Raw genomic sequence first — 13,436 nt, 5'->3', positions numbered from 1 at the left:
CAAGATCATGTGCTAGCATAGAATCTCTTGCTTAATGTTTCTTGTCTATACCTAGATTCAATATTTTTTTGTGCTTTTTCTATTGCGAATTTAGTTTCTAAGAGATTATTCACTTGCTAAATAGATGCTTCACCAAAAAATACGCCCTAAAACGAAAAATTGCCATTATAGAGAATCACCACTTTTTCAAGTAATTCTCTATAATAGCAATACTCTTAAATGTGCCTTTAAATTAAGATTTTAGGTGTCTATTTAGCAGTTGTACGTGACAACAATGTCACACTCTCTACATGACTTGTTTGTGGGAATAAGTCTACTGGCTGAATTTTTTCAGCTATATAGCCGCCATCTGCTAATAAAGCGACGTCACGTGCTAATGTTGCTGGGTTACAACTCACATAAATCATTTTAGCTGGTTGCATTTCTATGACCGCATTAATAAACGCTTCCTCTAGCCCTTTACGTGGTGGATCTACTACGACTAAATCAGCTTTACGGCCTTCTTTACTCCACTCAACCATCACTTCTTCAGCTAATCCTGCTTCAAATGTAACATTTTCAACATTATTTAATTTAGCGTTTGTTCTTGCATTTTCAACAGCTTGTTCAACAGATTCAATTCCATAAACGTGTTTTGCGTTGTCTGCTAGAGTTAAAGTAATGGTTCCGATACCACTGTAGGCATCAATAACCGTTTCTTCACCTGTTAATGCAGCAAAATCTAACACAACGTTGTATAATTTTTCTGTTTGTGTTGGGTTTACTTGGTAGAATGAACGATGTGAAATTTCATATTTTTTCCCAAGTAACGTATCTGTGTATTTATCTTCGCCAAACATTACAATGGCTTCCTCACCAAGAATAGTATTTGTACGAGTTGGGTTCACATTTTGAACGACACTGACTACTTCAGGCAATGCCTCTGTGATATCTGGAATAATTTTACTTGCAGGGAATAATTTAGCTGTTCTTGTTACAAGAACGATCATCATCTCACCTGTGTAATAGCCACGACGCACAATAATATGGCGTAAGTTACCCGTGTTGTCTTTTTCATTGTAAGGTTTGACATTGTACGTACGCATAATGTCACGAACTTTAACAATTGCTTCATCAATTTTAGGATCTTGAATGTAAAAATTCTCCATTGCAATTAAATCATGGCTATTTTTACGGAAAAATCCTGTCATTAACTTGTCGCCAATTTTTCTTACTGGAACAGACGCTTTATTGCGGTATCCCCAAGGCTCAGTCATGCCTTTTGTATCAAGAATTTTTACATCAGAGACTTTAGCGATACGTTTCATGACATTTTTAATTTGTTGTTTTTTGAAAGCTAATTGAGCTGGGTAATGGATGTGTTGCAATGGTGTAATTCCAGCACGTGTAAAGTTTTCGTCTTTTATCTCAACGCGGTTTTGACTAGAAGTCAAACGTTTCATACTTTTTGCATAACCAAAAGATTTACCGGTTTTGTGAATTTTAACTTCCATCTCTTCACCAGGTAAAGCATCTTCAATAAATAGTGGGTAGCCATCTATTTTCGCTACTCCCATACCTTCATGTGTTAAATCTTCAATCTTAACTGTGTGTTTTTCGTTTTTTTGAACGGGTATTGTCTTGTTATTTTTCATTTTATAAAAAACTCCCTTCGTTTTTCAACGAGTATTTTTAATTCATAGTTGGTGTAGTCGATTGATTTTATTTTCTGTCAGCGTGTTCTTTTGGATATCCTTTACTTTTTGTCATCCTTATTGAACTGGGAGTGTTCCTGACTCGACCGGTTTAGTTGGATGATGGATAAAATAATCCTATCTATCTCATGAGACTGAAATTCAAATGACAGCTGTATCAGAATGTTTAACTAAGTTTTTACTTTTTTTGCAAGAACTAAGCTTTATTATTTTAATTATCAGACTGTTTAATTATTGGTTCCATTTAAAAAAAGTTCGCTACTCTTCATTATGACACAAAAGAGTAGCAAACTCAAAGTTTACTTATTTTTATTTTCAAGAAACGATTCGGTCTCCACTAATATCTAATTCAGTCAGTCCTTCTACTTCCTTAATGAAGGCTTCTTCTTCAGATTCTTCAATAGGATCAATGGTATAGCCAGTCGCACTGATATCATCACTGTTTGCAATGATTTCGATGTGTTGATATAAGTTAATAAACGTAACTGGAGCATCTCCACCATATTCGCCATCTAAATTAATCATCATCCTGGAATCATCTGCTGGTCTGGCATGAATTTTACTCGTTTTTGCGTATAAAATACTTGGGTGGTCAATATGCTTTCCACCATTCAATAGCAACGCAACTAAATGGAGAATTTCAATTTGACTGGCTGTTTTCACGACAATCATCGTGAACTTTCCATCATCTAATAAAGCATCAGGAGCAATTTGTTCAAAACCGCCCACTGAATTGGTTAGCGCTATAAAAAACATTGAAGCTGTGCCTTCATAAGTGCCTTCATCGTATTCGATATGCATAGGAATCGGTTTAATCCGTGGCAGCATTTCTGCTCCTTTAACAAAATAAGCTAATGAACCAAAAACAGATTTTAGCGTTGATGGAACATCATAGGTTAATTCTGTTAAAAGTCCTCCTCCACCAATATTGATAAAGTAGCTTTCTTTTTCAGCCATGACGGCTTTTCCAATATCCATTTTAACTGTTTCTTTCTTTTGTATCAACTTAGCTGCCTCTATCAAGTTGTTTCTCGGAATATGCAAAGCCCTTGCGTAGTCATTCGTTGTCCCAGCAGGTATAATGGCTATTTTCGGTCTTTTTTCTAATTCAGCAATTCCATTTACGACTTCATTGATTGTCCCATCTCCACCAGCAGCTACGATTAATTCAAAACCTGCCTTAGCTGCTCTGGTTGCTTCATGAAGTGCTGAATATTTTTTTGCTGTTGTTTCAAAAGCGCTGGTTTCATATCCGGCGTTTTCATATATTTGAAGAATATCCACTAAGTTACGTTTGACTAGCTCCCGTCCCGAAGTTGGATTATAAATAATTCTGGCACGCATAGAAACTCTCCTTTACTATTAACCAATCATTAACGCTTTGCTAACTCTTCATTCAATAGCTTGTTTACAATCCCTGGATTGGCTTGTCCTTTAGTAGCTTTCATAATTTGTCCAACCAAGAAACCGATTGCTCGATCTTTTCCGTTTTTGAAATCTTCAATAGATTGAGGATTTTTATCCAGTACTTCGTTAACCATTGGAATTAATTTTGAAGGATCGCTTAGTTGAATCCAACCATTTTTTTCCACAACTTCTTGAGCGCTACCGCCTTTTTGAATGAGTTCTTGGAAGACTTTTTTAGCTATTTTTGAACTAATTGTGCCATCGGCAATCAAATTAATCATGCCGGCTAAGTTTTCTGGTGTTAATTTCGTATCATGTAATTCTATTTTTTCACTGTTTACATATGCTGAAACTTCACCCATTAACCAGTTGGAAGCTTGTTTGGCATCAACTTTCTTAGCTAGTGTTTCTTCAAAGAAATCTGACATTTCTTTTGTTGCCGTCATAACCATGGCATCATAATCGGATAATCCGAAGTCTTTTACATAGCGAATACGGCGTTCTGATGGCATTTCTGGGATGCTATTTTTCACTTTTTCAATCCACGTATCATCGATAACTAAATTAGGCAGATCTGGTTCCGGGAAATAACGGTAATCGTCTGATCCTTCTTTAATTCTCATCAAAATCGTTGCACCTGTTGTTTCATCGTAACGACGTGTTTCTTGTTCAATGATTCCACCAGATAATAAGACTTTTTCTTGACGGACTTCTTCAAAGGCTAATCCACGACGAACAAAGTTGAATGAATTCAAGTTTTTTAATTCAGCTTTTGTTCCAAAAGTTTCTTGCCCAATTGGACGCAATGAAACGTTCGCATCACAACGCATCGAGCCTTCTTCCATCTTCACATCACTGACTCCAGTGTATTGTACAATTTGTTTAAGAGCTTCTAAATAAGCGTAAGCTTCTTCTGGTGAACGCATATCTGCTTCAGATACGATTTCAATCAATGGTGTGCCTTGACGGTTTAAATCGACATAGGAATAACCATCTGTTCCGTGGTTGTTTTTACCAGCATCTTCTTCTAAATGAACACGCTCAATGCGAATACGTTTTTGTTTGCCTTCGACTTCAATGTCAATCCAACCATCGTGCCCAATAGGCTTATCAAATTGTGAAATTTGGTAGGCTTTTGGATTATCTGGATAGAAATAGTTTTTACGGTCGAATTTAGTATCTGTTGAAATTTCGCAATTTAAGGCCATAGCAGCCTTCATTGCGTACTCTACAGCTTGTTCATTGATTACAGGCAATACTCCAGGGTAACCCCAGTCTATTACGTTTGTATTGGTATTGGGTTCTGCACCAAAATGTGCTGGAGATGGTGAGAACATTTTTGATTCTGTTTTTAATTCTACGTGTACTTCAAGTCCGATGACTGTTTCAAAATTCATTTTTATTCTCGCCCCCTACAAATTTGGTTTTTCTTTATGGAATTCAGTGGCTTGTTCAAATGCATAAGCTGCTTGATAAATCGTCTGTTCATCAAAGTGTTTTGCAATCAATTGTAAGCCCACTGGCATGCCATTTGAAAAACCTGCAGGAATCGAAATTGCAGGAACACCAGCTAAGTTCACTGGAACAGTTAAGATATCACTTAAATACATTGCTACTGGGTCATGTACTTGACCACCAATATTAAATGCGGTTGTTGTTGTTGTTGGTCCTAAGATTAAATCGTAGTCTTCAAAAACTTTTTCAAAATCACGACGAATTAACGTCCGCGTTTGTCCAGCTTTTTTAAAGTGAGCATCATAAAAACCAGAACTCAATGAGAATGTTCCTAGCATGATACGACGTTTCACTTCCATGCCAAAGCCTTCCGAGCGTGATTGCACGTAAACTTCTTCTAATGTCTTAGCTTCTGGTGAACGGTAGCCGTAACGAATGCCGTCAAACCGTTGTAAATTCGAAGATGCTTCAGATGAAGCAATAATATAATAAGCAGGAACGCCGTATTTTGAATGCGGCAAACTAACTTCTTCTACAATTGCACCTAGTTCTTTAAAGGTTTCAATTGCTTTAAGTACAGCTTCTCTTACTCCAGTTTCTAGTCCTTCTTGTAAGTACTCTTTCGGCACACCAATTCTCATGTCTTTTACGCCATCTTCAATTCCAGCTGTAAAATCAGGCGTTGCTTCATTGTAGCTCATTGAATCTTTTTCATCGTATCCGCTGATGGTATTTAAAACGATTGCATTGTCTTTAACGGTGCGAGTTAATGGTCCAATTTGATCTAAACTTGATGCGAAGGCAATCAAACCAAAACGTGACACGCGGCCATAAGTTGGCTTCATTCCAACAATTCCAGTGAATGCAGCCGGTTGGCGGATAGATCCGCCTGTGTCTGATCCTAATGTCATTGGAACTTGTCCAGCAGCCACTGCTGCAGCTGATCCACCTGAAGAACCACCAGGAACTTTAGCTAAATCCCAGGGATTATGTGTGATTTTGAAAGCCGATCTTTCTGTACTTCCACCCATAGCAAATTCATCCATATTTAGTTTTCCAACTGAAATCATTCCTGAATCCGTGACTTTCCCCATAACCGTTGCATCATAAATAGGCATGAAGTCTTCTAACATTTTACTAGCTGCTGTTGTTAAGACACCTTTTGTTACGATATTGTCTTTAATACCAATCGGTAGTCCAGATAGAATATTATTAGGGTCAATTCCTGCGGCATCCATTTCGCGAGCTTTTTCTAACGCCTCTTCTTCTGTCAACGTAATAAATGCACCGATTTTATCTTCCGTTTCAGCAATTCGTGCATAAACAGCTTTCATAATTGCTTCAGCTGTTGTTTCTTTATTTACTAATAATTGGTGTAATTCTTCTAAAGTGTGATCTAATACAGTCATTTTATGCTCCAGCCTCCCCATTATCTATCATAGCAGGAACTTTAATTAACCCATCTTGTTGTGTTTTAACGTTTTTGAATAGTTCATTGCGGTCCATTCCTGGTGTTACTTTATCTTTACGCATTACACTGGATACTTCTAATCCATGAGTTGTTACAGGCACGTCTTTTGTATCTAGTTCGTCCAACTGTTCAACCATCGTAATAATAGCATCTAATTGTTTTGTAAAGCCTGAAATTTCTTCTTCTTGAAATTCTAGTTTTGATAGTAACGCAACGTGTTTAACTTCTTTTACATCAATATTAGTCATTTGGGTTTCAACTCTCTTTCTATCTGTCATCTTGTCTAAAACTTCTTTTCTATTCTACCACAAAGACCGTTCAGCCTCTATATCAAAGAAAAAAGTGGCTTGGCTTTTATAAAGGCAGAGTTCTCCGCATCTTGTCTTAATTGAGTTGCGATCAACAACTTCTCGAGAAAAAGATAAAAGTTCTTGAAATCAAAGATTTCTGTGAACTTTTCCTATTTTCTTGTCGAAGCTAATCGTTGCTCTCCACATCTTGGCTAATTGAGTTGTGTGCTCTAGGTATTCGGAAAAAAGATAACTAGCTTTGAGGATAAAAAACATCCTCTTTGCTAGTTCCTATTTTTCTTTCATACCTAAACAGAGCACTCCACATCTTGGTTAATTGAGTTGTGTGCTCTAGGTATTCGGAAAAAAGATAACTAGCTTTGAGGATAAAAAACATCCTCTTTGCTAGTTCCTATTTTTCTTTCATACCTAAACAGAGCACTCCACATCTTGGTTAATTGAGTTGTGTGCTCTAGGTATTCGGAAAAAAGATAACTAGCTTTGAGGATAAAAAACATCCTCTTTGCTAGTTCCTATTTTTCTTTCATACCTAAACAGAGCACTCCACATCTTGGTTAATTGAGTTGCGATCAACAACTTCTCGAGAAAAAGATAAAAGTTCTTGAAATCAAAGATTTCTGTGAACTTTTCCTATTTTCTTGTCGAAGCTAATCGTTGCTCTCCACATCTTGGTTAATTGAGTTGCGATCAACAACTTCTCGAGAAAAAGATAAAAGTTCTTGAAATCAAAGATTTCTGTGAACTTTTCCTATTTTCTTGTCGAAGCTAATCGTTGCTCTCCACATCTTAATTAAATATGTGTGTGTAGAATTTTGTTTCGCCTATTTTTCTTGACATGAATGATTCAGTTCCGTTTATGGATTCGATTGTGATTTCTATTGGTATGTTTGGTGGTAAAAATGTTGCGGCTTTGTCTGCCACGTATTGGGTGAAGCCGATAATTTCACTTTCTCCGTAAAATTGTGTAATGATACTTACTTTCATTTTTACGAGTTGGTCATCTGTGTAACTGGCTTCAGCTGTTACTCCGCTCAAATTAGGGAAAAAGTTCTCTACTTCTGATTTAAAGTTTTCAAAGTTAGATAATTCATTACTCGTTTCATCTACTAAAGGAAAAACAACTTTTTTCTGGTTTAACGCTCTCCAATTTCCAACTTTTGTGCTACCGTTTTCGCTAACAGCTTCTACTATAAAACTTCCGCCAGCTAAACTGTCTTTAGGGGATTGTTCAAAAATACCTACTACAATCGGGATTTTTCCGACGCCTTCCGTTTTGCGTAACCGCTGGACAATTTTATTGGCCATTTCTTTGCCTTGTTTTAACAACTCATCACGGCTGATTTTTGTTTTATATTCATCTCCGAATTCAACTTTTTGATAATAATCAATTGCGTTCATTGATAGACCGATACTAATACCGCCTAATGTAAATTTATCGTCTTTTTTAATCATATAATCTTGTTCTAAAACAGAATTCAAGTAGTAAGGATTGCGTTCATTTGATTCTTTTTTTCCATTGTCTTCTGGATTCAAACCATCTGGGTTTTTTTCACTAACTCGTTTCAACCAATTGTTAGCTGTTGTACTATCAATATATTGTCCTTCTTGGAAATAATAGTTACCTGTGTCAAAGTGTACTTGAGATAGACTCATTAAACCTGTTTCAAATGCTTTAAGGTTAAAATTTGAATTCAATCCTAATGTAGATCCCCGTGTTTTACTTATTTGATAGCCACCATCGGTTACGATTGTTTTGTAATAATCATTTGATAATTGATTGCTGGTTGTTGTTTTATCCGTTTCTCCTTTAGTATCTACAGGATTGTTACTTGTATTTCCACCTGTAGGGTCACTGCAGGCGCTCAGCAAAAAAACAGCAGTAGCCAGTGTTGCAATGATTTTTTTATTCATTTTCTTCTCCTTCTAATGCCTTCAATAGTTGGTCTTCATCCCAAACAGTCATTTCGAGTTTTTGAGCTTTAGCTAATTTACTACCTGCTTCTTCGCCAGCAACGACGAGATCTGTTTTTTTAGAAACACTCCCAGTTACTTTCCCACCAAGATTTTCGATACGGTCTTTCGCTTCTTCGCGAGTGAAATGCGTAAGCTTTCCAGTTAGAACAATTGTTTTACCATTAAAGTATGAATCACTTTTAGCCAATTCTTCTTTTTTCTTACCTAAATAAACCAAATTAACTTGGCTTATGCGTAATTCATTTATCAATTCATCCACTTCTGGTAATGAAAAATAAGTCGCAACACTTTCAGCAATAATCTCACCGATTCCTTCGATGGCAATAATATCCTCTTGTTTGGCTGTTTGAACATTTTCAATCGTTTCGAACTGTTCGGCAATTTGCTTAGCTGCTTTTGTGCCAACGTGTCGGATACCCAAACCAAATAATAACCGTTCTAGTGAATTACTGCGACTAGCATTAATAGCTGTTAACAGCTTATTAGCAGCTTTGTCTTTAATTTTATCTAATGTTAATAATTTGTCATAGGTTACTTTGTATAAATCAGCTACATCATGAACTAACCCTTTTTCAAATAATTGACTAATCACTTTTGGACCCATTCCATCAATATTCATTGCATTGCGTGAAGCAAAGTGAGCCAATCCTTCCGTTATTTGAGCTGGACACTTAGGATTAATACATCGTAAAGCCACTTCTTCTTCTAGATGGACCAATTCACTTTCACATGCTGGACAGTGTGTTGGAACTAGATAACTTTCACTATCCGTTGATCTCTCTTCTAAAACGACGCGTGTTACTTCAGGAATAATATCGCCAGCTTTATGGACCACTACTGTGTCTAATAAACGAATGTCCCGTTCTTTTATCAAGTCAACATTATGCAGGCTAGCACGTCTAACCGTCGTACCTGCTAATAGGATGGGATCCATAATGGCCGTTGGTGTCACAACTCCTGTTCTGCCGACACTCCATTCAATTTCGCGTATTACGGTCGTTCCTTCTTCAGCTTTAAATTTATAGGCAATAGCCCATCGAGGAGCTTTTACAGTGTAGCCAATTTCTTCTTGTACATCAAATTCATTTACTTTGATTACGATACCATCAATGTCATATGGCAATTGAGTTCGTTTATCATGAAAGGTTTGAACATATGTCCAAACTTCTTCGATGGTTTCAAAAACTTTTCGTTCAGGATTGGTACGGATACCTAACTCATCTAATTGTTTTAATGCAGCTTCTTGACTGTCTGCTGTCATTTCGCCAAAGTCTGCGACAGTATAAATGAAAATACTGAGATTACGCTTCGCCGTTTCTTTAGCATCTAAGTTGCGCAATCCGCCCGCTGCAGCATTTCTAGGATTAGCAAAAACAGCTTCGCCATTTTCTTCTCGTTCTTCATTCAAGGCTACAAATGATGATTTTGGCATGTAACATTCCCCACGAACCTCAATATTATAAGGTTTTTTTAATCGTAATGGAACAGATTTCACAGTTCGGATATTTTGAGTGACATTTTCCCCAATTTCTCCATTACCACGAGTAGCTGCCAAAACTAACTTCCCGGCTTTGTATTTTAAGGAAATAGCTAAACCATCAATTTTCAGTTCACAAATGTAATGGATTTTTTTGTCTGTCAACTTTTGAATACGTTTATCAAATTCAAGCAAATCATTTTCGTCAAACGCGTTACCTAAACTAAGCATCGGAATCTCATGAGTGACTTTTTCAAAGCCTGGTAAAATCGTACCACCGATTCGTTGTGTTGGTGAATCGTTGGAAATCAAATCCGGAAAATTTTCTTCTAACCCAACAAGTTCTTTGTACAATTTATCGTAGTCTGTATCTGAAATGACAGGTTTATCTTGAACATAATATTGGTAGCTATATTTATCAAGTAAGTCTCTCAATTCACTGACCTTATTTTTTGCTTCTTCAAAAGTTTGATCTATGGCCATTTGAAAGCTCCTTTCTACTTTGGGGCTTTTTTAATTGAGTTGTGAGCTCTAGGTATTCGGAAAAAAGATAACTAGCTTTGAGGATGAAAAGCATCCTCTTTGCTAGTTCCTATTTTTCTTTCATACCTAAACAGAGCTCTCCACATCTTGCGTAATTGAGTTGTGAGCTCTAGGTATTCGGAAAAAAGATAACTAGCTTTGAGGATGAAAAGCATCCTCTTTGCTAGTTCCTATTTTTCTTTCATACCTAAACAGAGCTCTCCACATCTTGCGTAATTGAGTTGTGTGCTCTAGGTATTCGGAAAAAAGATAACTAGCTTTGAGGATGAAAAGCATCCTCTTTGCTAGTTCCTATTTTTCTTTCATACCTAAACAGAGCTCTCCACATCTTGCGTAATTGAGTTGTGAGCTCTAGGTATTCGGAAAAAAGATAACTAGCTTTGAGGATGAAAAGCATCCTCTTTGCTAGTTCCTATTTTTCTTTCATACCTAAACAGAGCTCTCCACATCTTGCGTAATTGAGTTGTGAGCTCTAGGTATTCGGAAAAAAGATAACTAGCTTTGAGGATGAAAAGCATCCTCTTTGCTAGTTCCTATTTTTCTTTCATACCTAAACAGAGCTCTCCACATCTTGCGTAATTGAGTTGTGATCAACAACTTCTCGAGAAAAAGATAAACGTTCTTGAAATCAAAGATTTCTGTGAACTTTTCCTTTTTTCTTGTCGAAACTAATCGTTGTTCTCAGCATCTTGTTTTTCTATTGGGGCGAATGCGGCTAGTAGGCGTTTGATTCCTTGTTCTTTAAATGCAATATCAAGTTGGAGGTTGTCGGCGTCGCCGGTTACTTTGACGACTGTTCCTATGCCCCATTTTTTGTGTATGGCTTTGTCGCCAGTACTCCATGTTAATTTATCTGCGCCGCTTTCTGTTTTATCGCTGACTGGTGATTGATAAGGTGTGCTAGCGGCTTTTTCTGCTTGATTGTTCCGATAAGGTGCTGAGCTGGTTGAACGACTAAAGGGTGTTGCATGTGTGTTCCCTGCTTGATTGTTGCCTGACTCGATGACTTCATCCGTAATTTCTCTAATAAATCGCGAAGCCTGATTGCTTTGTATTTTTCCATATAACACACGTGAATAAGCATTGGTGATGTAGAGTTTTTTCTCAGCGCGAGTGATCCCTACGTAAGCTAAGCGACGTTCTTCTTCTAGGTCGTCTTCTTCCATCATAGAGCGAGAAAGTGGGAAGATCCCTTCTTCTAATCCAATTAAGAATACGACTGGAAATTCTAATCCTTTAGCCGCATGCAAGGTCATCAACGTCACTTCACTTTGTGGTTCTTCTTCAACGTTGTCTAAATCTGAGATTAAAGCTAAATCCGTTAAGAAAGTAAGCAAGCTTTTATCTTCGTTGTTGTCTTTTTCAAATTGTTGGGTAACAGATAGGAACTCCTTAATATTTTCAACACGCGTTTCAGACTCCAGTGTCCGTTCCAATTCTAAACTTTTGAGATAACCACTGCGTTCAAGCGTTTCTTCTACTAACTTAGTCACTGGAAGGTACTCTTGTTTTTGTTGTAAGTCACGCATCATGAAAGCAAATCCTTCAAGTTCACCCGCTGCTTTACCTTTGATAGTTGTGATTGAAACGTTCAATGCCGCTTCTAATAGAGACCACTCGTATTCATTGGCAAAACTTCTTAATTTTTCAATTGTACCAGGTCCGATTCCTCTTTTTGGTGTATTGACTACTCTTTCAAAACTCATATTGTCTTCAGGATTAGCAATCAAACGTAAATAAGCTAAGACATCACGAATTTCTTTGCGGTCATAGAACTTATGTCCACCGACCATTTTATAAGGAATATTGGATTTCAATAGATTTTCTTCCATCACTCGTGATTGAGCATTTGTCCGGTATAAAACAGCGAAATCGCCATAGTTATAATTAGCTGTCTTCATTTCTTCTAGCATTTTCGAGACAACGTATCTTGATTCATCGCCTTCAGATTGACCACGGTAATAAGTAATTTTATCCCCTTCATCATTGTCAGTCCAAAGTTTTTTCACTTTACGCTTGTTGTTGTTTGCAATAACATCATTAGCTGCTTTCAAAATAAATTTGGTAGAACGGTAGTTTTGTTCAAGCATCACTACTTTTGCATCCGGGTAATCTTTTTCGAAATCTAAAATATTATCCATATTTGCGCCGCGCCAACCGTAGATACTTTGGTCTGCATCTCCAACAACACACAAGTTTTTAAAGCGTTTGGCCAGCATATTGACTAATGTGTATTGAGCCGTATTTGTATCTTGGTACTCATCTACATGAATGTAATGAAATTTATTTTGATAATAGTCTAACGTTTCGTGACTTTCTTCAAATAAACGAATCGTTAGCATAATTAAATCATCGAAATCAACTGATTGATTGCGGCGCAACTCACGTTGGTAGTCATCGTAGCAGTCCGCTACGATTTTTTCAAAAAAACTATTAGCTGTTTTGCGGTAATCCTCTGCGTTCATCAATTCATTTTTAGCATTGCTAATTTCAGATAGAATAGCTCTTGGATTGTATTTTTTAGGGTCAATATTGCGTTCTTTTAAAATTCGTTTCATTAAGGTTTGTTGATCACTAGGATCGCTAATGGTAAAGGCTTTATTGTATCCAATGCGGTCTATATCACGACGCAACATGCGCACACACATCGAGTGAAACGTTGAAACCCATACGCTTTCTCCACCCGTTTTCATCAAGCGACCAACCCGTTCTTTCATCTCTTTAGCAGCTTTATTTGTAAAAGTTATCGCTAATATATTCCATGGATTTACGCCTTTTTCATCAATTAAATAAGCAATGCGATGCGTTAACACACGCGTCTTCCCACTGCCTGCTCCTGCCATAATCAAAAGAGGACCTTCTGTATAGGCTACGGCTTCCTTTTGTCCTGGGTTCATACCCTCTAACAATTTGTTTTGTATTACCAAAATTTAACCATCCTCTCTTTGTATCAAACTCGTTCGTTCAATCAATTCATCTTTGTTTCACCATTTTATTTTATCAAATAAAAATAAATTATTGCATAAGTTTCCATTTTTCATTTTACCATAGATTGACTCCATTCGAGAAAAGAATAAAGAGATTTAAATGAAAAAAATGAGATA

At 36.9% G+C, this 13,436-nt stretch carries 8 protein-coding genes; all 8 read right to left on the bottom strand.

Annotation, left to right across the window (positions count from 1 at the left end; all coding sequences use genetic code 11):
* Window positions 1-248: 248 nt before the first annotated feature.
* Window positions 249-1,634: a 23S rRNA (uracil(1939)-C(5))-methyltransferase RlmD gene (rlmD, locus tag BR44_RS00255; RefSeq protein ID WP_034549569.1), complete on the bottom strand. Its 1,386-nt coding sequence runs from the start codon at window positions 1,632-1,634 to the stop codon at window positions 249-251.
* Between the two features lie 375 nt (window positions 1,635-2,009).
* Window positions 2,010-3,038: a diacylglycerol kinase gene (locus BR44_RS00250; protein ID WP_034549566.1), complete on the bottom strand. Its 1,029-nt coding sequence runs from the start codon at window positions 3,036-3,038 to the stop codon at window positions 2,010-2,012.
* Window positions 3,039-3,067: 29 nt separating this feature from the next.
* Window positions 3,068-4,498 (bottom strand): Asp-tRNA(Asn)/Glu-tRNA(Gln) amidotransferase subunit GatB, encoded by a 1,431-nt coding sequence (gatB, locus tag BR44_RS00245; RefSeq protein ID WP_034549565.1) that lies wholly within the window; start codon window positions 4,496-4,498, stop codon window positions 3,068-3,070.
* Window positions 4,499-4,513: 15 nt separating this feature from the next.
* Window positions 4,514-5,965 (bottom strand): Asp-tRNA(Asn)/Glu-tRNA(Gln) amidotransferase subunit GatA, encoded by a 1,452-nt coding sequence (gene gatA, locus BR44_RS00240; protein ID WP_034549563.1) that lies wholly within the window; start codon window positions 5,963-5,965, stop codon window positions 4,514-4,516.
* A 1-nt stretch (window position 5,966) separates the two neighbouring features.
* On the bottom strand, window positions 5,967-6,275 hold the full coding sequence (gene gatC / locus BR44_RS00235) for an Asp-tRNA(Asn)/Glu-tRNA(Gln) amidotransferase subunit GatC (protein WP_034552733.1): 309 nt from the start codon (window positions 6,273-6,275) through the stop codon (window positions 5,967-5,969).
* An 849-nt stretch (window positions 6,276-7,124) separates the two neighbouring features.
* A complete protein-coding gene (locus tag BR44_RS00230) occupies window positions 7,125-8,249 on the bottom strand; it encodes a CamS family sex pheromone protein (RefSeq protein ID WP_034549561.1) in 1,125 nt (374 codons plus the stop codon).
* A complete protein-coding gene (ligA, locus tag BR44_RS00225; RefSeq protein ID WP_034549558.1) occupies window positions 8,242-10,272 on the bottom strand; it encodes an NAD-dependent DNA ligase LigA in 2,031 nt (676 codons plus the stop codon). The genes BR44_RS00230 and ligA overlap by 8 nt, the downstream gene beginning before the upstream one ends.
* A 728-nt stretch (window positions 10,273-11,000) precedes the next feature.
* Window positions 11,001-13,229, bottom strand: a complete 2,229-nt coding sequence (pcrA, locus tag BR44_RS00220) for a DNA helicase PcrA (protein WP_425393567.1) — start codon at window positions 13,227-13,229, stop codon at window positions 11,001-11,003.
* Window positions 13,230-13,436 lie beyond the last annotated feature (207 nt).

Origin of the sequence: Carnobacterium funditum DSM 5970, assembly GCF_000744185.1 — a bacterium.
GTDB lineage: Bacteria > Bacillota > Bacilli > Lactobacillales > Carnobacteriaceae > Carnobacterium_A > Carnobacterium_A funditum.
The sequence above is the reverse complement of the archived record's forward strand: the minus strand, read 5'-3'. Positions and strand labels throughout refer to the sequence as shown.